This is a genomic window from Inquilinus sp. 2KB_23 (genome assembly GCF_052115705.1).
Classification (GTDB): Bacteria; Pseudomonadota; Alphaproteobacteria; order DSM-16000; family Inquilinaceae; genus Inquilinus; species Inquilinus ginsengisoli_A.
On the sequence record NZ_JBFRHF010000001.1, the window covers coordinates 103153 to 123920 of the forward strand.

Annotated in this window: 16 protein-coding genes; 2 read left to right on the forward strand and 14 right to left on the reverse strand. The window is 69.6% G+C overall.

Going from position 1 to position 20768, the window contains the following annotated elements; all coding sequences use genetic code 11:
* Positions 1-14: 14 nt before the first annotated feature.
* The gene (locus tag AB4112_RS00480) at positions 15-749 is read left to right on the forward strand and encodes a FadR/GntR family transcriptional regulator (protein WP_309797576.1); all 735 of its coding nucleotides are present in this window, start codon (positions 15-17) and stop codon (positions 747-749) included.
* A 6-nt stretch (positions 750-755) separates the two neighbouring features.
* Here the strand turns inward: AB4112_RS00480 and AB4112_RS00485 are convergent, their stop codons facing one another.
* The 14 genes from AB4112_RS00485 to AB4112_RS00550 all read right to left on the reverse strand — a co-directional run bounded on the left by AB4112_RS00485 (position 756) and on the right by AB4112_RS00550 (position 15592).
* Positions 756-1121 carry a hypothetical protein gene (locus tag AB4112_RS00485; protein WP_441716538.1) on the reverse strand — a complete coding sequence of 122 codons (366 nt, stop codon included), beginning with the start codon at positions 1119-1121 and terminating at the stop codon, positions 756-758.
* Between the two features lie 14 nt (positions 1122-1135).
* Positions 1136-1672 (reverse strand): SRPBCC family protein, encoded by a 537-nt coding sequence (locus AB4112_RS00490; RefSeq protein ID WP_441716540.1) that lies wholly within the window; start codon positions 1670-1672, stop codon positions 1136-1138.
* Positions 1669-1992, reverse strand: coding sequence for an ArsR/SmtB family transcription factor (locus AB4112_RS00495; RefSeq protein WP_441716542.1), 324 nt, complete (start codon positions 1990-1992; stop codon positions 1669-1671). The genes AB4112_RS00490 and AB4112_RS00495 overlap by 4 nt, the downstream gene beginning before the upstream one ends.
* Before the next feature lie 157 nt (positions 1993-2149).
* Positions 2150-5386: an error-prone DNA polymerase gene (locus AB4112_RS00500; protein WP_441716544.1), complete on the reverse strand. Its 3237-nt coding sequence runs from the start codon at positions 5384-5386 to the stop codon at positions 2150-2152.
* A complete protein-coding gene (locus AB4112_RS00505) occupies positions 5386-6927 on the reverse strand; it encodes a Y-family DNA polymerase (RefSeq protein ID WP_309797568.1) in 1542 nt (513 codons plus the stop codon). The genes AB4112_RS00500 and AB4112_RS00505 overlap by 1 nt, the downstream gene beginning before the upstream one ends.
* The gene (locus AB4112_RS00510) at positions 6842-7585 is read right to left on the reverse strand and encodes an ImuA family protein (protein WP_441716546.1); all 744 of its coding nucleotides are present in this window, start codon (positions 7583-7585) and stop codon (positions 6842-6844) included. Before AB4112_RS00510 ends, AB4112_RS00505 begins: the two co-directional genes overlap by 86 nt.
* 104 nt (positions 7586-7689) lie before the next feature.
* Positions 7690-9411, reverse strand: a complete 1722-nt coding sequence (locus tag AB4112_RS00515; protein WP_309797563.1) for a SulP family inorganic anion transporter — start codon at positions 9409-9411, stop codon at positions 7690-7692.
* On the reverse strand, positions 9411-9785 hold the full coding sequence (locus AB4112_RS00520; protein WP_309797561.1) for a YciI family protein: 375 nt from the start codon (positions 9783-9785) through the stop codon (positions 9411-9413). The genes AB4112_RS00515 and AB4112_RS00520 overlap by 1 nt, the downstream gene beginning before the upstream one ends.
* 106 nt (positions 9786-9891) lie before the next feature.
* Positions 9892-11388 carry a choice-of-anchor X domain-containing protein gene (locus AB4112_RS00525; RefSeq protein WP_309797559.1) on the reverse strand — a complete coding sequence of 499 codons (1497 nt, stop codon included), beginning with the start codon at positions 11386-11388 and terminating at the stop codon, positions 9892-9894.
* A complete protein-coding gene (locus tag AB4112_RS00530; RefSeq protein ID WP_309797558.1) occupies positions 11385-12227 on the reverse strand; it encodes a hypothetical protein in 843 nt (280 codons plus the stop codon). Before AB4112_RS00530 ends, AB4112_RS00525 begins: the two co-directional genes overlap by 4 nt.
* 340 nt (positions 12228-12567) lie before the next feature.
* Complete coding sequence (locus tag AB4112_RS00535; RefSeq protein WP_441716550.1) at positions 12568-13356, reverse strand: ABC transporter ATP-binding protein; 789 nt, start codon at positions 13354-13356, stop codon at positions 12568-12570.
* Positions 13353-14132 carry an ABC transporter permease gene (locus AB4112_RS00540; RefSeq protein ID WP_309797556.1) on the reverse strand — a complete coding sequence of 260 codons (780 nt, stop codon included), beginning with the start codon at positions 14130-14132 and terminating at the stop codon, positions 13353-13355. Before AB4112_RS00540 ends, AB4112_RS00535 begins: the two co-directional genes overlap by 4 nt.
* A 2-nt stretch (positions 14133-14134) precedes the next feature.
* A complete protein-coding gene (locus AB4112_RS00545) occupies positions 14135-15079 on the reverse strand; it encodes an ABC transporter substrate-binding protein (protein WP_309797555.1) in 945 nt (314 codons plus the stop codon).
* A gap of 123 nt (positions 15080-15202) precedes the next feature.
* Positions 15203-15592 carry a DUF5818 domain-containing protein gene (locus AB4112_RS00550; RefSeq protein WP_309797553.1) on the reverse strand — a complete coding sequence of 130 codons (390 nt, stop codon included), beginning with the start codon at positions 15590-15592 and terminating at the stop codon, positions 15203-15205.
* A gap of 389 nt (positions 15593-15981) precedes the next feature.
* Between AB4112_RS00550 and AB4112_RS00555 the strand changes: the two genes are divergently transcribed.
* Complete coding sequence (locus AB4112_RS00555; protein WP_441716552.1) at positions 15982-20745, forward strand: NAD-glutamate dehydrogenase; 4764 nt, start codon at positions 15982-15984, stop codon at positions 20743-20745.
* Positions 20746-20768 lie beyond the last annotated feature (23 nt).

Sequence of the window (20768 nt, forward strand, 5' to 3'; positions counted from 1 at the left end):
GTGGAGACGGTCGGATGCTGGAGCGTGAGCTGATCCTGGTCGGGACGATGAGCAGCCAGATCTCGAACAGCCTGGGGATGCGCATCGTGTCGGGCGAATTCCGGCCGAACGACTCGCTGCCGATCGAGGGCGAGCTGTGCCAGATCTACGGCGTCAGCCGGACCACGATCCGCGAGGCGATCAAGAACCTGGCGGGCAAGCGGCTGATCGAAGTGTCGCCGAAGACGGGCACGCGGGTGCTGCCCTTCGGCGAATGGAACCTGCTGGACCGCGACGTGCTGTCGTGGCGGCTGCTGGCCCAGTTCGACGCCAAGATCGTCGAGGACATCTACGAGATGCGCCAGTGCTTCGAGCCCCGGGCGTCGTTCCTGGCGGCGCGCGACGGCACGGCCGAGGACCACGCGCTGATCGAGCATCATTTCCGCCAGCTGGCGCGGGCCTATGAGGAGAACCAGCCGGTCAAGGTGGGGTCCGAATCGGCGCTGGAGTTCCACCTCGCCATCATCACCGCCTCGCACAACGGCCTGTTCGTGACCATCGGCGCCGCGGTGAAGTCGGCGCTGCGCGTCTCCTCCGAGATGCTGCAGCGCCATGCGGCCAAGCCGAGCGAGGATGTGGCGCTGCACGACGCGGTGCGCACCGCCATCATCGGCCGCGAGCCGGAGCGGGCGGCGGCGGCGATGGCCCGGCTGCTGGAAGCGTCACAGGCCCGGCTGCTGCCGCTGACCACGGCGCCGAAGGGGGCGTAAAGGCCCTCAGTACTGGCTGTCTTTGGCGGTGACGATGTGGATGATCGCGGCTGGGTCGGAGATCCAGAAGCCGTCGAAGCCGTCCGGCAGGCGCTCGATCTCGTCGCGCCTCACCACGCCGGCCGTGGCGAAATGCTCCGCCGCCCTGGGCACGTCCTCGGCCACGATCTCCAGCCACAGCTCGGCCTGGCTGATGGCGTCGACCCGGTCGATCCACAGCTGGTTGGCGCCGAATTCGAAGCCGATGGCGGGCGGGTGGTTGTCCAGCGGCTTCAGGCCGATGACGTCGCGGTAGAACCGGACCGTGGCGTCGTACTGGTGCGGCGGCACCTTCAGCGCGATGTTGCGGCCGCCGGCGAATGCGGTGGTCATGGCAGTCCCTCCGATCAGGATTGTGACGCCGAGGCGACGCGCTTCTCGTACTCGGCCTCCAGCGGCGTGTGGGTGAGGAAGAAGGGCTGCGGCACCCGGCCGTGCAGCCGGTCGACCAGGATGCCGAGATGGGTGTGCCAGCCGCCGGCGGCGCTCGGCATCTTTTCCGTCCCGAGGCGGCGGTGGGTCAGCACCAGCAACACGTCTTCGCCCTGCGGCGTCAGCTCGAAGGTCACCTCGGAGTCCCCGCCGGGCCAGCTGTGGCTCAACAGCCGTGGCGGCTCCCACCGCGTCACCCGGGCGGTGGAGTCGGCGCCCTTCTCCAGCGACTTGTACTTGGCCGGGATCTCGTCCGGCAGCGGCGACAGCCCGGAATGGAGGAAGCGCAGCTCCACCTGGCCGCCGATTCGGGGCTCGACGGCGCCGGTGGCCAGCCAGGTGCCGCGCTTGTCTGATTCCGTCAGATAGGCCCAGACCCGCTCGATCGGGCCGGGCAGCAGTCGCTCGAACCGGACCGTGCCGGGGGCGGTGATGGCGCCGTAATCGCTCATGGTTCCTGTCCTTCTGTTCCGGGGGTGGCGCGCAGCTGCCGTTCCAGCTCGTCCAGCCGGCCGCCCCAGAAGCGGCGGATGTGCTGCAGCCAGTCGTCCAGCGCGCCGAAGCCGCGGGGATCGAGCGCGTAGATGCGCCGCTGCGCCTCGGCGCGGACCGTGATCAGCCCGGCCTCGCGAAGCACCTTCAGATGCTGCGAGATCGCCGGGCCGCTCATGGCGAACTGCGCGGCGATGTCGCCGGCCGTCCGCTCCCCTGCCGCCAGCATCTCCACGATCTGCATCCGGGTGGGGTCGGCCAGGGCGGCGAAGGCGTTCATGGGTTTCTTATGAAGTTGAAACTTAAATAAGTCAATTCTTAATTATAGACTCAGCCGTCATTGCGAGCGCAGCGAAGCAATCCATGGCGCCGCCTGGCATGGATTGCTTCGTCGGCTTCGCCTCCTCGCAATGACGGAGAGGGGGCTTCCGGCCGGCCTATTTGAAATCGCGGCTGCGCAGGGTCACCCGATGGCCGCGCCCGGCCTCGGCGCGCGGGCGGCCCTGATGGGCGGGGTCGAGCACCACCTGATCGGTGCCCTTGGCCAGGACGGGCAACTGGTCGCTCCAGTCGACGAAACGCTCGACCACGACATGGATCACCATGTGCTCGCCCTCGCCCACCTTCTGCACCCGGCCCTCGCAGGCCAGCAGGCGCCCGGCATAGACGGCGCGGCGGTACTTCTCCGACACGTCGGCCCAGACCACCAGGTTGGCGGCGCCGCTCTCATCCTCGATGGTGACGAAGATGGTGCCCTTGGCGGTCTGCGGCCGCTGCCGGAACAGCACGATGCCGGCGAGGCGGATGCGGGCGCTGTCCCGGGTCGCATCATCACGCAGCGTCCGGATGGGGACGATGCCCAGCGGCGCCAGCGCCGGGCGCAGCAGGGCCAGCGGGTGGCGGGTCAGGGACAGGCCGGTGGTGGCGTAGTCCTCCAGCACCTCCAGCCCGGGTGGCAGGGGCGGCAGCGCCGCCTGCGGCTCCTCGAACAGCGCCAGCTGGGCCGGCCGGGCGGCGAACAGCGGCAGGGCCTCGCCCGCGATGCCGGCCACCGCCCACAGCCCTTGCTGCCGGTCCAGCCCCATCGAGCCGAAGGCGGCGGCCTCGGCCAGCCGGTTCAGGGCGCGGGCCGAGACGCCGGCGCGGCGGACGAGATCGGCCGGCGAAGCGTATCCGGCCTCGCGGTGCCGCACGATCTCGCCGCCCTCGTCCTGGCTCAGTCCCTTCACCAGGCGCAGGCCCAGCCGAAGGGCGTGGTCGCGGCCCCCGGTCGGCTCCAGCGTGCAGTCCCAGTCGCTGCGGTTGACGTCGACCGGGCGAACCTCGACGCCATGCTCGCGGGCGTCGCGCACCAGCTGCGCCGGGGCGTAGAAGCCCATCGGCTGGGAGTTGATCAGGGCGCAGCAGAACACCTCGGGGTGATAGTGCTTCACCCAGGCGCTCTCATAGACCAGCAGGGCGAAGGAGGCGGCATGCGCCTCGGGGAAGCCGTAGCTGCCGAAGCCTTTGATCTGGCTGAAACAGCGCTCGGCGAAGTCGCGCTCATAGCCGTTGGCGACCATGCCCTCGACGAAGCGGGTCTCGTATTGGTGGATGGTGCCGACATTCTTGAATGTCGCCATCGCCCGCCGCAGGTTGTCGGCCTCGGCCGGGCTGAACTTGGCGGCGACAATGGCCAGCTTCATGCCCTGCTCCTGGAACAGCGGCACGCCCAGGGTCTTCTCCAAGACCTCCTTGAGTTCGTCCTTCGGGTAGCTCACCGGCTCGATGCCGTCGCGGCGGCGCAGATAGGGATGCACCATGTCGCCCTGGATCGGTCCCGGCCGGACGATCGCAACCTCGATCACCAGGTCGTAATAGGTCTGCGGCTTCAGCCGCGGCAGCATCGACTGCTGGGCCCGGGATTCGACCTGGAACACGCCGATCGAATCGGCCCGGCTCAGCATGTCGAAGACCGCTTTGTCGGTCGGCCTCCGGCCCAGCTTCGGCCGTTCCCGGAAATTATCGGGGTAATGCGTTTCCATCAGGTCGAAACAGCGCTTGAGCGCGGTCAGCATGCCCAGCGCCAGCACGTCGACCTTCAGCATGCCCAGCGCCTCGATGTCGTCCTTGTCCCAGCAGATGACGGTGCGATCGTCCATCGCCGCATTCTCGATCGGCACCAGCTCGTCCAGCCGGTCGCGGGCGAAGACAAAGCCGCCGGTGTGCTGGCTCAAATGCCGCGGGAATCCCATCAGCTCGCAGCTCAGCGTCAGGGCCAGGCGCAGCCGCGGGTCGGCCGGGTCCAGCCCGGCCTCGCGCACCTGGTCCTCGTCCAATCCGGTCATGCTCCAGCCCCAGACCGATCCCGACAGGGCGCCGATCATGTCCTCTGACAGGCCCATCGCCTTGCCGACGTCGCGCACCGCGGCGCGGGTTCGGTAGCAGATCACGGTCGCGGTCAGCCCGGTGCGGTGCCGGCCGAACTTCTGGTAGATGTGCTGGATCACCTCCTCGCGCCGCTCATGTTCGAAATCGACGTCGATGTCGGGTGGCTCGTGGCGCGCCTCGCTGATGAAGCGTTCGAACAGCAGGTTGACCTCGACCGGGTTGACCGAGGTGATGCCCAGGCAGAAGCAGACGGCGCTGTTGGCGGCCGAGCCGCGGCCCTGGTTCAGGATGTGCTGGCTCTTGGCGAAGGCGACGATGTCGGCCACGGTCAGGAAGAAGGGCGCGTATTCGCGCCCGCCGATCAGCGCCAGCTCCTTCTCGATCTGGCTACGCAGATCGGCCGGCACACCCTGGGGATAGCGGGTTGTCGCCCCCTCCCAGGTCATGCGCTCCAGCCGGGCCTGCGCCGGCTCGCCGTCGGGGGTGATCTCCTCGGGGTACTGGTACTTGGCGGACAGCTCATCCAGGTCGAAGCGGCAGCGTTCGGCGATCTCGACCGTCCGCTCCAGCGCCTGGGGATGGTCGCGGAACAGCCGGGCCATCTCGTCCGGCGTCTTCAGGTGCCGCTCGGCATTGGCCTCCAGCCGCCAGCCGGCCTCGTCGATCGTGCAGTGCTCGCGGATGCAGGTGACGACATCCTGCAGCCGCCGCCGCTCCGGCAGGTGGTACAGCACGTCGTTGGTGGCGACGAGGGGCGCCCGCGTGCGGAAGGCGAGGTCGCGGAGGTCTTCCAGCCGCCGGGCGTCATCGCCGCGATAGCGATGGCTGGCCGCCAGATAGACCCGTTTCCCCATATCCGACCGCAGCCGGTCGAGATGGCCGGCGAAGCCGTCGTCAAGCGTATCGGGCGGCAGCGCCACCAGGATCTGGCCGTCGCTGAACGGCAGCAGGTCGGCGAAGGCCAGGTCGCACTGGCCCTTCTTCGCCCGGCGCTTGCCGATGGTCAGTAGCCGGCACAGCCGGCCATAGGCCTTGAGATCGGTCGGATAGCACAGCAGGCTCGGCGCATCGGTGAAGTCCAGCCGGCAGCCGACGATGTAGGGGATGCGGCGGGCTTTCTGCCGGTCCGCGTCGCGATTGGCGGCGACATGGCCGCGCACGACCCCGGCCAGGCTGTTGCGATCGGTGACGGCGATGGCGGACAGGCCGAGATGGATCGCCGTCTCCACCAGCTCCGCCGGGTGCGACCCGCCGCGCAGGAAGGAGAAGTTGGTGGTGACCTGCAACTCGGCATAATCGACCATCAGTCGAACACCCCGTGCAGGAACCAGCGCGCGCTCTCGCCGGTGCGGTACAGCCCGGCGCGGTAAACCCAGAAACGGCGGCCGGCCTCGTCCTCGACCCGGTAGTAGTCGCGGATCATCTCTGGCTCGCTCCGGTCCTCCGGCTTTGTCCGGCGCCACCACTCATAGGCGATCCGCTCCGGCCCGTCTGCGCGGCGCACCTTGTGGGTCGCCCCGGCCCAGCGGAAGGTGCTGGGCGGGTCGTCCGGCACCTGGGCGATCGCCTCGATCGGCTCCGGCCGGCGCAGCAGGCGCAGCGGGCGCACCCAGCCCTCGGGCCAGGCCGTGACCTCGGCCGGGGCCAGCGGCGGCGCGGCGGCGACGCAGCGTTCGGGCAGATGGCTCTCCACCGCGGCCGGCCGCCAGATCCGGTCGAAGCCGATGCGGTTGCCGACGATGTCGACGAAGCCGGCGAGGTCGCCGATCGCGGCCCCTTCGTCCTCCAGCTTGCTCAGCCCGGTCTGGCGCCCGTCCAGCGGCGCCACCCGGTCGGCCCGCAGGGTCACCACCTCGACCCCGAAGCCGGGGTCGACCCGGTCCAGCCGCTCGGCCAGCAGGCGCGCGACCCGCGCCGCGTCGCGGACCGGCAAAGCGGTGCGGATGGCGGCGGTCTGGCGCCGCCCGTCGACCCGGTGGAAGTCGGCGGCGAACTGGGCGGCGCCCATCATCCGGGCCTCCAGCCGGGCGCAGAGCTCCGCCGTCACCACCGCGATGGCGCGCTGCAGGTCCTCCGGCGTGCCGACCGGCTCGGGGAAGGCCAAGCGGGCGAACCAGGGCGTCGGCGGCCGGCGGAAGCCGACCGTCTCCTCCGCCCGGCCCAGCGCCTGGTCCAGCCGCAGCAGCGGCCGGGCGCCGAAGCGGCGGGCCAGGCCGGGGCGCGGCGCCGCCAGCAGGTCGCCGACCTTGGTCAGGCCGATCCGGCGCAGCGCCTGCACCGCATCCTCGTCCAGCCGCAGCGCCGCGACGGGCAGGGGGGACAGGGCGGCCCGTTCCTCGCCGTCGGGCAGGATGTGGATCGGCCGTTCGGCGCGGCCGTGATGCGCCAGGGCCCAGGCGGCGCCGAAGCTGCCGGCGACGGCGATGCGGCCGGGCAGGCCGCGCCGCCGCAGCCGTCCGGCCAGGTCGTCGACCAAGCCTTCCTCGCCGCCCCACAGATGGGCACAGCCGGTGATGTCGATCCACAGCCCGTCGGGCGGGCAGGGCGCCACGGCGGGGCTGTAGCGGCCGGCCCAGCGGGCCAGACGGGCCAGGGCGCGGGCGTCGGCGGCGTGGTCCGCCGGGATCAGGGCCAGGGTGGGCAGCACGGCGCGGGCGTCGGTCGCCTTCTGCTGCGGCCGGATGCCGGCGGCCCAGCCGCGGTCGTCGACGGCGACGACCTGGCGCCGCTGTCCGATGGTCTCGACGACCGCGACCGGCTCAGCCGGCCAGGCGTTCTCCGGCGTGGTCAGCTTCAGCCGCGTGATCGGCCAGTTCGGCAACCACAGCGAGACGATCCGTCCCATCCTTTGTCTCCACGATCCAGCGGCCGGGCGCGCCGCCGCGGCAATGGGTCAGCGCCAGCTCCCACCGCACCGGCCCGACCCAGGTGGCGGTGCCGCCGCTGGGCGCCGGGGCCACCGCCCAGCGCGTCACCGCGGCGCTGGCGGCGGTACGGCCGAGGCGGGGCGCCAGCAGCTCGCGCTGCAGCAGCAGGGCGGTGGTGCCCCGGGTCTCGCAGGCCAGCTGCAGCCGCCGCTCGGCCAGCAGGTCGGCCCGCACCGCCTCGGCCAGCACGGCGCCGAAGCCGGGGGTGCGCAGCGCCTCCTCCACCACCGCCAGCACGCCCTTCTCGTCGCGCGGCCGCACCAGGATCAGCCGGTCGGGCGCCAGGCCCAGCGCGGCCAGCGCCGGCGGATAGAGGTCGTCGCTCGTCGTGCACCACAGCACCGGCCCGCGTCGCTGCAGCCGGGCCAGCAGCCGGGCAGCGAAGCCGGTCGCGGTCGCCCCTGCGGCGGCCCCGCCCCCGCCGGCCGCGGCGACCCGGTGCAGCCGGCCGAGCGCCAGCCCGCCGCGCGGCAGGCGGGCATCGATCGGCGGCAGGTCGAGCGGCAGGATTCCGGGATCCTCGACGGCGGATCCATAGCGGTTCAGGCGCTCGCGCAGGGCGGCGAGGGCGGACATGGCGCTCACAGATGTTCTATATTTGTTCTTGTATGAATCCACTGCAGCGCTGCAGAGTCAAGCCCGGGGCGGCGGGCCCAGGGAAACGGCGGCTTTGCGCGGCCTCAGGGACTCGCTGATGCGTGCCCTGCACCGGGTGCCGGATCGGGGGGCGGGCCGGCCAGCGCCCTCACCGCTTCGTCGACGCTATGGAACACATGGTCCGGGCCGATCTGCGCCAGGATGCCGAAGCGGGACAGGGCCTGCTGCGCGCGGACCGATTCGAGCCGGGCGATGGCGAAGGTGATGTCCGCGACGCGGCACTGCGCGATCACCCCGGCCAGGCTGCGGGCCGCGGAATAGTCGATCTCGATGATGCTGCTGGCCTCCAGGATCACCAGGCGCAGCGCGTCCCGCCTGGCGTCGATCAGGCGGCCGATGCCGGCCTCGAACGTCCCGGCGTTGAGGAAGCTCAGCGGGGCCTGGAAGGCGATGACGGCGACCCCGGGCAGCGTCTCGCCATGGGAGCCGGCGGCGGGCGGCCACCAGATCGACGTCTGCGGCACCTTCTCGAACTCGATCGGCTGGGCGCGGGTGATCGCCCAGATGCCGTGCAGCAGCGACAGGCCGATGCCGACGGCGACTCCGGCCTGGATCGGCAGCACCACGATGGCGACCGCGGTGGCCAGAATCAGGGCGAACTCGCCCGGCGCCTGGTGGTAGACGGCGACGAAGGTCGGGACCCGGACGACCCGCTGGGCCACGAACACCAGGACCCCGGCCAGGGCCGCATGCGGGACATGCGACAGCAGCCCGCCGCCGAGCAGCGCCAGGGCCAGCACGATGGCGGCGGCGACCAGGCCGGCGACCTGCGACCGGCCGCCGGTCTCGGCCACGGTGGCGGTGCGCGGCGGGCTGGCGTTCACCGGAAAGGCCCCGAACAGGCCGGACAGGATGCTGCCGGCGCCGACGCCGATGAAATCGCGGTTCAGCGCCGGCGGCGCGCCGGATTGGGGCGGAAAGGAGCGGCTGGTGGCGGCCGTCTGCACCATGACGACCAGCGCGACGATCAGCGCCAGGGACACCAGGCGGCGCAGCTCGTCGAAATCCACCGCCGGCAGCGCCGGCTGCGGCAGGCCGCCGGGAAGGGGGCCGAGGACCGCGACGCCGCGATTCTCGAGGCCGAAGGCGACCACCGCGGCCGTCGCCGCCACCAGGCCGATCAGCGCGCCCGGAATGCGCGGGCTGATCCGCTCGGCGCCGAACACCGCCAGGAAGACGCCGATCCCCAGCGCCGCGCTCCAGGGATTGACCTGCCCCAGCTGCGCCACGGTCTCGGCGATGCGCTGCGGCGTGCTGCCGTCCTGCGCCGGCAGGCCCAGCAGCCCCGGCAGCTGCGAGACGGCGATGTGCACCGCGATCCCGGCCAGGAAGCCTGTCGTGACCGGCACCGACAGCAGGTCGGCGATCCAGCCCAGGCGGAACACGCCGCCGCAGCAGACGATCAGGCCGACCATCAGGGCCAAAGCGGCGGCCAGGGCCGCGTAGTGCGGCGATCCCGCCGCCGCCAGCAGGGCCAGGCCGCCGGCGAAGATCGGGGTGATGGTGGAATCCGCGCCGACCGACAGCAGGCGATGGGCGCCGAACACCGCGAAGGCTAGCGCCGCGGCGACGAAGGCGAAGAAGCCGATTTCCGGCGCGAAGCCGCCCAGCCGGGCGGTGGCCATCTGCTCGGGGATGGTGATGGCCGCCAGCGTCAGGCCTGCGACCAGGTCGGACCGGCCGTCCCGCAGCGTCCAGCCCGCCACGGCCCGGAAGGGACGCCAGCTTCGGCCGGGGCCGGGCATCAGGCCATGCCGCTTCCGGGCAGGAACAGCTTGACCGGGCGGATCTCGTAGCCGCCGATGCCGGGATTCGCCCGCTCCAGGTCCTGGGCCAGTGCGACCGCTTCCTCGATCGACGGGCAGTCGACGATGTAGAAGCCGAGCATCTGCTCCTTGGTCTCGACATAGGGCCCGTCGATCACCAGCGGCGGCTCATGGCCCTTCACCAGCGTGGTCGCGGCGGTGGTCGGCATCAGCCGCGCGGCGGGCCCCAGCCGGCCCTGCTCGGCCAGCCGGCGGTGGACGACGTCCAGCCGGGCCATGACCGCGTCATCCTCTTCCTTGGTCCAGGCGCCGATGGCGTCCTGCGAATTGTAGCAAAGAATGGCGTAGAGCATCCGGGCTGCCCCCTCGTCTGTCCCCGACGCGGAGTATGCCCGGAGCCGGCGTCCGGCGGCACGGAAACATCGCGGCCACCTTCAGCCGGCTCCGAAGCCCGGTCGATCAGACCACGGTGATCGTGCTCTGCGCTTTCAGCGGACATGGCAGGGAGGGATCGAAGGTGATCTCGATCGCGCTGGCGACGAAGAAGCCGCCGATGTGCTGGGCCGCGATTTCAGGGGGCGTTCCCGGCTTCGTCAGGTTGACGTCCTGGGCGAAGACAAAGATCCGCCAGACGCCGTAGACATCCTGGTGCTGGGACAGCAGCAGCTTGTAGGCCCGCTCCAGGTCCAGGCTGCCGGCATAGACGCCGTCATTGGCGGCGTCGTCGAAGCCGAGCCCGTCATCCGTTAGCGGCACGACGAAGAACAGCCCTTGCGGCGCCTGGAACAGGGCGAACGCGTAGAGCTCCGTCCCGGTGAAGTAGCCGCCTCCGCCGTTCTGAAACTTCGCCTTCACCCACAATGGCTTGAAGGCATGCACCGTGCCGGGGGTTTCGATCTCGACGTCGCCGCCGACATGGATGTTGGTCTGCGTCTCCGACACCGAATGGCTGTAGGTCTGGCCGGTGGTGAAGCGCTGATAGGTCCATTCGACATCGGCCGGATAGGCGCGGCCGGCGTTGGGGGCGTCGGGCAGGCTCCATTTCGCCACCACCTTTTCACCCAGGGTCTTCTCGCCGGCCCCCGGCGGCGTGGCCGCCTGCCCGCGATAGAAGGGATCCGCGGCGTCGGAGCAGGCGACGACGAGGGCGCCCGAGGCGATGGCCGAAGCCACGCCCGCCACCGTGTATTCGGGCGGGCCGGAAGCGGCGCCCTTCGGGGTGCAGCAGCTGACGCTCGGGTCCGTCTCCTCGAAGGTGCCGCCGGCGCTGAAATTCGCGTTCCCGGAACCGAGGGCCACGGCGACGATCGCCACGATCGCCGCGACCACCAGCACGATGAGGGCGAGGATCTTCCACCAAGGATCGGCGAAAGGCAGCTCGCCATGGACCCCGTCATAGGCGGGGTTGGGTTGCCAGACCATCGTCGCCCCGGTCGGCACCCAGGGGCCGAAATCCGGCCCGCATTTCGGGTCTTTCGGATTGCACTTCCACCAATCCGCGGCCGGCCCGAGGGCGGCCAGGTTCGACACCACCAGCGATCCCTCGCCCACGGTGCAAGTGTAGGAATTGGTCGTCGAGTCGAACCGGGTCTGCGAGACGAAGATCTGCTGGATCGAGCGGCGGGACTCGAAGCCGTCGGCGCGCGCGATGAAGCTGACCAGGTGCTTGCCCGGCGTGGCGTTCTCGAAATTCGCCCGCCAGGACACCAGCACCGATGCCCCGGCCGGGATCCTGGAGAAGACCAGGGTGTTGGCCGCCGGAACGATGCCCGGGTCGCCAATGCTCTCGAGATAGAGGCGGACATTGACCAGGTCGCTGGAGGAATTGTTGGTGTAGTGGCACGAGATCAGCAGCGAATAGATAGCGTTATCGAAGATGCCGTCCGGCAGCATGATATTGGTCACGGGCTCGACGGCGAAGGGGCGCGTCAGCACCTGCATCGGCGTGGCGGTCATTTGCGGCCTCCTTTCCGGTCGGACAGAACGATGAAGGTGTACCCACCGAGCGTCCGGTCCTCCCCGTCCTGCTCGGCGATCCGGACCAGGGCGTATTCGCCCTTCGCCAGGTCCGGCGCCCTGATGGCGACATGGATGGCGGCCTTGGTGCCCCTGGGAATGTGCAACTCCAGTTCCCGCTTGCCCAGGCCGCCCTTTTCCGGCGTGCACATCGGCTCCTGCCCCATGCCGACCTCGACCTTGGCGGCCTTGGACGGCTTCAGGCCGGCCAGGTCCAGCCGGCGCAGTTGCGCCTCGTCCAGTTCGCCCCCGACCTTGGCCGTGACCAGAACCCGCTTGTCGGTGCGGAGGCCGGCCGCGATGGTCAGCATCCGGGCGGGAATGCCGGTCTGCGCCACGACGACGCTGAGGTTGCGCTGCGCGGCCTCCGGATAGGCCGGCGGGTTGAAATCATCCGGCGGCGGGACCGGGATCGAGCTGCCGGAATGATTGGCGACGGCGATCAGACACTCATGCCCGCCATTCACCATGGTCACCGCCCAGGGCACCAGGCACAGCACGTCCTGTGCCGCGCCGGGCTGCAGGTCCGCATTGGCCGACCCGATGAAATGGGCGGTGCTGCGCAGGATCTGGGTGCTGGGATCGGCCCACCAGAAATCGATGCGGGTGCCGTCGGCGACACTCGATCCGTGGTTCTCGACATGGGCCCAGACATAGGCCGGCTGCCCCGCAATCGGCGCCCCCGGCTGTCCGGTCGGGTCGTTGCCTGGGACGACCCAGATGTCGGGACTCATCCACCAGTCCGGTGTGCCGTCCCTGATTTCCAATTGTATGGCCATGCGCTGTCTCCGATGTTCGCTGGAGACGCGCCGTCCCGGATTCCGCATGTCGGCGGGATCGCCGATGGACGGCGGCACCTGCCGATGCGCTGGTCCCGGCCAGTCGCCGGGAATCACCGGACCGCAGGACGATGTGCCCCAAGGCACCGGCCGCCGCGCAACGACGAAGGCCCGCAACTCTCGATGATGGGATGCCGAGCCGGTCGGCCCGGACCGCTCCACCCGACCGTCCGCGGATCAGGATCCGAGGGTCGGAATATTATTTCCAGATACTCTAAGAAAGATGCAGAACAAGGGTAGTTTCTCGAAACAAAATGCCCTTTTTGTGGCGTTCGTCGCTTTATCCCGCCATCCCGGCGGCGATCATCGCCTGCTGGCGCACCGCCTCGGTCAGGGCGGCGCGGTGCTCCTGGAACTCCGGCGTGGTCTTCACCGTGTAGTGGCGCGGATGCGGCAGGGCGATCGGCCGGTCCTCGATGATCCGGCCGGGCCGGGCGCTCATCACGATCACCCGGTTGGCCAGGAACACCGCCTCGTCGATGTCGTGGGTGACGAACAGCACGGTCTTGCGCTCCGCCTCCCAGATCGACAGCAGCAGCTCCTGCATCAGCGCCCGGGTCTGGGTGTCCAGCGCGCCGAAGGGCTCGTCCAGCAGCAGAATCTTGGGATCGTTGGCCAGCGCCCGGGCGATCGCGGTGCGCTGCTGCATGCCGCCCGACAGCATCTTCGGATAGTGGTTCTCGAAGCCGCGCAGGCCGACCTTGGCGACGTATTCGGCGACGATTTCGGCCTGCTGCCTCTGCGGCACGCCCTTCTCGCGCAGGCCGAAGGCGATGTTCTGCGCGACGCTCAGCCACGGGAACAGGGTGTAGGCCTGGAACACCACGCCGCGGTCGGGCCCCGGCTCGGTCACCGGCCTGCCGCCGACCAGCACCCGCCCGGTGCTCGGCCGGTCCAGCCCGGCGACGATGCGCAGCAGGGTGGACTTGCCGCAGCCGGACGGGCCCAGCAGGGTGATGAAGTCGTTCTCGGCGATACCGAGGTCGACCGGGCTCAGCGCCTGGGTCGGCGCGCCGCCATGGATTCCGGGATACTGCCGGCTGACGCCTTCGACACGGACCAGTGTCATCGGCCGAGGCTCCAGGGGAACAGGGCGCGGTTCAGCCGCTTGAACAGCTGGTCGGTGATCAGGCCGATGGTGCCGATGGTGAAGATGCCGAAGATCATCTGCCCGGTGTCGAGGAAGCGCTGGGCGTCGATGATCATGTGGCCGATGCCGGCGGAGGATCCGATCAGCTCGGCGACGATGACATAGGTCCAGGCCCAGCCCAGCACGAGGCGCAGCGACTCGAAGATCTGCGGCGCCGCGTTCGGGATCATCACCCGCACCACCACGCCGCGGGTCCGGGCGCCCAGCGTCCGCGCCGCCTCCACCAACTCGGTCCGGATCGACCCGGTGATCACCGCGACCATGATCACCAGCTGGAACACCGAGCCGATGAAGATCACCAGCAGCTTCTGGGTTTCGCCCACCCCGGCCCACAGGATCAGGAGCGGGATGAAGGCCGAGGCCGGCAGGTAGCGGCAGAAGGACACGAAGGGCTCGAAGAACGCCTCGATGCCCTTGAAGGTGCCCATAAGGATGCCGAGCGGCACCGCCAGCAGCGCCGCCAGCAGGAAGCCGCCGAAGACGCGGAACATGGTGACGGCGATGTCCCAGGCGAAGCCGAACCGCATGAACAGCTCGACGCCTTCGGTGAAGGTGGTGTCCGGGCTGGCCAGGAACAACGGCTTGACCAGCCCGCTCCAGGTCGCCGCGCCCCACAGTGCCACGAACAGGACGAAGCACAGGATGCCGAGGGCGAGGCGTCGGGCGGCGCCGACGGGGGCGAGCGGTGTGGGCACGGCTACTCGACGAATTTCGCGGTGTACAGCGCGGTCAGGTCCTCCGGCTTGCGCCGCAGCAGCCCGGCCTCGAGCATGATGTCCGCCGCCTGGTTGATGAAGCTCGGCATGGTGCCGGTCAGGTAGGCCTTGTTGGCCGCGCGGTCGTACCAGGTCACGTACTGGGCCGAATCGGCGAACTGCTCCGCCGTCTGGTCGACGTCGGCGCCCATGATCTTGTTGGCCTCGGCCGGGTTGGCCTTGATGTAGTCCAGCGCCTCGAACCAGCTGTCGACCACGGCCTTGACCACGTCGGGATGGGCGGCGACGTAGTCCGGCTGGAACGCCAGGGTGTCGATGATCACGCCGGGCGTGTCGGCCGAGGTGACTAGGATCTTGCCGTTCGGATCCTTGCGGATGTTCGACAGGTACGGCTCATAGGTCACGGCGACGTCGAACTGGCCGGCGATGAAGGCTGCGGCCGCGTCGGGCGGCTGCAGGTCGGTCAGGCTGACATCCTTGAAGCTCATGCCGTGCTGCTTCAGCAGATAGGCCAGCCAGAACTGCGAATCGCCGCCGAACTGCACCGCGATGCTCTTGCCCTTCAGCGCCTCGATGTCGGCGATGTCCTTGCGCGCGGCGATGCCGTCGCCGCCGGAGGATGTGTCGAGCGCCAGCACCTGCACCACCGGCACGCCGGAGCTGGCATAGAGCAGATGGGTGTCGACGGTGGTGGTGATCACCTGCACGTCGCCCGAGGCCATGGCCTGGTGCCGGTTCGAGGTCGGCATCTTGACGATGTCGAGGTCGATGCCGTGCTTCTCGAAGAAGCCCAGCTGCTTGGCCAGCGTGATCGGCGCGAAGCCGGTCCAGCCGCTCATGGCCAGGCGCAGTTTCACCGGCTCCGCGGCGGTGGCCGACGTGGCGGTCAAGGCGAAGGCGATGGCGGCGGCGATGCCCAGGCGCATGATGCTGTTCCCCTGTTCCGGTCGCCCGTGCGTCGTGGCGCCCAGGCATGATTCGCCGCAGCCTGCCCCAAAGACGGGGCGGCGGCTACGGCGTTTTGCGGTGCAGCGGAACCGGAGCGGCGGTCAGTAGACGGTGACGGATGACGACGGCACATAGGCGCCGGACATGACGTCGACCTTGTCGGCGCGGATCGTTTCCAGCGTCTGGCACAGCGACCAGCGCGCGGTCGGGCCGGAGATGGTGACGCGGTCGCCGATGCGGACCGGGAACGGCTTGCCCTGGATCGCGACCTCGGTGCCGTCGTCGCGGCGCAGCACGCTGCAGGGACGGCCGACCTGGAGGGTGCCGGTGTAGACGACGTTGATGTCGTCATGCCACTCGGTCGACACCTTGGGGAAGTCGTAGGGGGGGATCTGCACCGATTGCTGCGTCGTCTGGCAGGCGCCAAGGAGGGTCGCCGCGGCAAGCGCGATGAAGAGGGTCGGCGAGGGGCGACGATGATGGATCGACAACACGCGCTCTCTTTCTTGTTTTGGCGGCCAGAATCTTTTTCTTCCAATACAGGCGAAGCGGGTCGGACGTCCAGCCGGCGATCAAACCAAAGGCCCGGAAACAGGCATTTGGATCATTCGAACCGGAATACGGCGATTTCCGGTGCGAGATGTCCTGCGGCGCGAAATTCTTTCGCCATGGCCCGGGCGCCCGCCGGCGCACCGTCATCGTTGCGCGGTTTTCTTTTACACGGGTTGCTTGTATGCCCATGGGGCCTGATGCGGCCCTGACGTTGGGCCGCACGCTCTCTGGAGTCTGCAGGATGTCAAAGGCCGATCAGCATAAGGCCGAAATCGTCGATGGTGTCGTCGCTCTCGCCAAGCAGCGGCTCGATCCGGCGAAGGGAGGAATGGCCGAGCGGTTCATCCGCCTCTATTTCCGCAACATGCCGCCGCACGACGTGCTGCGCGAGGGGGCCGACACGCTGTACAGCGTCGCCCTCGGCCTGCTGCAGTTCGGCGGCGAGAGGCGCAAGGGCGAGGTCAAGATCCGGATCTTCAATCCGGTCTATGACGACTATGGCTGGCGCAGCCCGCACACCGTGGTCGAGGTCATCAACGACGACATGCCGTTCCTGGTCGATTCGGTGACCGCGGCGCTGTCCGAGCTCGGCCTCACCGTGCATCTGGTCGCCCATCCGATCATCGCGGTCACCCGCGACGCCCAGGGCCGGCTGACCGACGCCCAGGATCCGGCGACGGCCCCCGAAGGCACGGCTGCCGAAAGCTTCATGCACATCCAGGTCGACGAGCGCACCGACCAGGCAGCGCTCGACCGCATCGCCGCCACCCTGCGCAGCGTGCTGACCGATGTCCGCGCCTCGGTCGAGGACTGGGCGGCGATGCGCAAGCAGATCCGCACCGTGCTCGACGAGCTCGACGGCAAGGCGCTGCCGGTCGACCCGGGCGAGGTGCGCGAGATCGTCGCCTTCCTGGAATGGCTCGAGGACGACCACTTCACCTTCCTGGGCTACCGCCGCTACGACTTTATCCACAGCGACAAGGGGCTCGAGATCGCGATCGTGCCGGACAGCGGCCTCGGCATCCTGCGCCAGGCCGACGTCTCGGTGTTCGACGGCGCGCGCCGCTACGACCGGATGTCGGAAGAGGCGCAGGCCATGCTACGCAGCACGGTGCCGCTGACCGTCACCAAGGCCAGCCTGAAGGCGACCGTGCACCGCCCGGTGCATCTCGACGTCTTCACCGTCAAGATCTTCGACGAGGCCGGCGAGGTCGCGGGCGACCACATGTTCGTCGGTCTGTTCACCTCCCTCGCCTACAGCCGCAGCGCCCGCGACATCCCCTATCTCCGGTCCAAGGTCAGCCGCACCCTGGCGCGCGCCGGGCTGGACCCGCGCAGCCATGACGGCAAGGCGCTGGGGCACATCTTCGACACCTATCCGCGCGACGAGCTGTTCCAGATCTCGGACGAGCAGCTGCTCGACACCGGCATGGGCGTGCTGCACTTGCAGGAACGGCAGCGCACCGCGCTGTTCATGCGCCGCGACCCGTTCGGCCGCTTCGTCTCCTGCCTCGTCTACGTGCCGCGCGACCGCTACAACACCGACCTGCGCCAGCGCATCCAGAAGATCCTGGAGAAGGCCTATGGCGGGCCGGTCACGGCCTTCACCACCCAGATGACCGAAGGGGCGCACGCCCGCGTCCACTTCACCATCAGGACCGAACCCGGCGTCGGCACGGACGAACCGGTCGATGTGATCGAGGAGCGGCTGGTCGAGGCCGGCCGCAGCTGGGCCGACCTGCTGCAATCGGCCCTGGTCGAGAAGAAGGGCGAGGAGCAGGGGCTGAACCTGCTGCGCCGCTACGCCGACGCCTTCCCCGCGGGCTACCGCGAGGAGACGGCGCCGGCGGCGGCGATCGTCGACATCGAGCGGATCGAGGAGATCGACGAGGCCGGCGAGATCGGGCTGCACTTGTTCCGCCCGATCGAGGCGGCGCCGAACGAGCTGCGCTTCAAGCTGTACCACCGCGGCGCCCCGGTGCCGCTGTCCGACGTGCTGCCGATGCTGGAGCATATCGGCTTCAAGGTGATCTCCGAGATCCCGACCGAAGTCGCGATCCAGGGTCTGCCCGCGGTCTGGATCCATGATTTCGAGGTGCGCAGCCGCAGCGGCGACGCGATCGAGCTGAACCGGCTGAAGGCCGTGTTCCAGACCGCCTTCGAGCGGATCTGGACCGGCGACATGGAGGATGACCGACTGAACCGGCTGGTGCTCGCCGCCGGCCTCGACTGGCGCTCGATCACCCTGCTGCGCGCCTATGCCAAGTTCCTGCGCCAGGCCCGCTTCGCCTTCAGCCAGGAGACGATCGAGGACACGCTGGTCGCGCATCCGGACATCACCCGCGCGATCGTCCGCATGTTCACCGCCCGCTTCGACCCGGACCTGACCGGCGACCGCGAGGTGGCGATCCGCGGCATGCTGGTCGAGATCGACCACATGCTGGACGCGGTGACCAATCTCGACGAGGACCGCATCCTCCGCCGCTACCTGAACCTGGTGCGGTCGACGCTGCGCACCAACTTCTTCCAGGCCGACGACCAGGGCCGGCCGAAATCCTACCTGTCGCTCAAGCTCGACAGCCTCTCGGTCGAGGAGATGCCGCTGCCGCGGCCGTGGCGCGAGATCTTCGTCTACAGCCCCCGGATGGAAGGCGTGCACCTGCGCGGCGGCAAGGTCGCCCGCGGCGGCATCCGCTGGTCCGACCGGCGCGAGGATTTCCGCACCGAGATCCTGGGGCTGATGAAGGCGCAGATGGTGAAGAACACCGTCATCGTGCCGGTCGGCTCGAAGGGCGGCTTCGTGCTGAAGCGGCCGCCGACCCAGGGCGGGCGCGAGGCGTTCCAGGCCGAAGGCATCGAATGCTACAAGATCCTGATGCGCGGGCTGCTCGACATCACCGACACCATCACCGGTGGCGAGACCCAGCATCCCGACCGCGTCGTCCGGCATGACGAGGACGATCCCTATCTCGTCGTCGCCGCCGACAAGGGCACGGCCACCTTCTCCGACATCGCCAACGGGGTCAGCCAGGATTACGGCTTCTGGCTCGACGACGCCTTCGCCTCCGGCGGCTCGGTCGGCTACGACCACAAGAAGATGGGCATCACCGCCCGCGGTGCCTGGGAATCGGTGAAGCGGCACTTCCGCGAGCTTGGCCGCGATATCCAGACCCAGGACTTCACCTGCGTCGGCGTCGGCGACATGTCGGGCGACGTGTTCGGCAACGGCATGATCCTGTCCGAGCACACCCGCCTGTTCGGTGCCTTCAACCACCTGCACATCTTCGTCGACCCGGACCCGGATGCGGCGGTCAGCTTCGCCGAGCGCAAGCGGCTGTTCGACCTCGGCCGCGGATCCTGGGACCAGTACGATTCGGCGCTGCTGTCGCCCGGCGGTGCGGTGTATGACCGCCGCGCCAAGTCGATCAAGCTGTCGCCCGAGGTCCGCGCCCGCTTCGGCCTGGACCGCGAGACGGTGACCCCGAACGAGCTGATGCAGACGATGCTGCGGGCCGAGGTCGACCTGCTGTGGTTCGGCGGCATCGGCACCTATGTGAAGGGCGGCCGCGAGAGCCAGGCCGATGTCGGCGACAAGGCCAACGACCCGCTGCGCATCAACGGCCGCGACGTCCGCGCCAAGGTGATCGGCGAGGGCGCCAATCTCGGCGTCACCCAGTTCGGCCGTATCGAATACGCCCGCGTCGGGGCCGGCGGCGCCGGCGGCCGGCTGAACACCGACTTCATCGACAACTCGGCCGGCGTCGACACCTCGGACCACGAGGTCAACATCAAGGTCCTGTTCGGCGCCGTGGTCCAGGCCGGCGACCTGACCCTGAAGCAGCGCAACCAGCTGCTGGGCAGCATGACCGAGGAGGTCGGCCACCTCGTCCTGCGCGACAACTACCTGCAGAGCCAGGCGCTGTCGCTCGCGGTCGGCGAGGGGGTCGAGGTGCTGGACCAGCAGGGCCGCTTCATGCGCGGGCTGGAGAAGGTGGGCAAGCTCGACCGCCTGATCGAGATGCTGCCGACCGACGAGGAGATGACCCAGCGCCTGGCCAACCGCGAGGGCCTGACCCGGCCGGAGCAGGCGGTGCTGCTGGCCTATGCCAAGATCACCATCTACGACGCGCTGCTGGCCAGCGACCTGCCGGACGATCCGGCCCTGGTCGACGACCTGTTCCTGTACTTCCCGACGCCGCTGCGCGAGCGGTTCAAGGATGCGATCGAACACCACCGGCTGCGCCGCGAGATCGTGGCGACCCATGTCACCAACAGCATGGTGAATCGGGTCGGCGCTACCTTCGTGTCGGAGATGGCGGACAGGACCGGCCTGGGCGTGGCCGAGATCGCGCGAGCCTATCTGATCGTGCGCGACAGCTTCGGCCTGCGCGAGATATGGTCGGCGGTCGAGGCGCTCGACAACAAGGCCGAGGCCCAGGCCCAGATCCGCGCCATGCTGGCAACCCGCCGGCTGATCGAACGCACCGTGTCCTGGATCCTGCGCCAGCAGGGCCGCGGCCTCGATGTCGGCAAGGACGTCGCGCATCTCAAGCCCGGCCTGGCCGAGCTGGAGCGCGAGCTGGACGCCGCGATCTTCGACGATGCCAGGGCGGTGATCGACGCCCGGGCCAAGACCTTCGTCGAAGCCGGGCTGCCGGAGGACCTGGCCCGCCGCGTCGCCCGGCTGAACCTGTGGGCGGCGGGGCTGGACGTCATACGCATCGCCGACGACACCGGCCGCGGCGTGACCGAGGTCGCCTCGGTGTACTTCGAGACCGGGCGCCGGCTGGGCCTGGCCTGGCTGCGCGACGGCGCCAGCCGGATGCCGGCCACCAACCACTGGCAGAAGCAGGCGGTGGGGGCGATCGTCGACGATCTCTACACCCTGCAGGCCGACTTGGCGGTGCGGGCGATGCAGGCGGCGCCGGCGGGGGCTGCCGGGACCGAGGCGGTCGAGGCCTGGGTCGACCAGCGCCGCACCCCGGTCGAGCGGGTGGACCAGCTGGTCTCCGAGCTCAAGGCGATGGACCAGGTCGACCTGTCGATGCTGGCCGTCGCCAACCGCAACCTGCGCAGCCTGGCGACGGGGTAGGCAGACGCGATCATGGGTCAGGG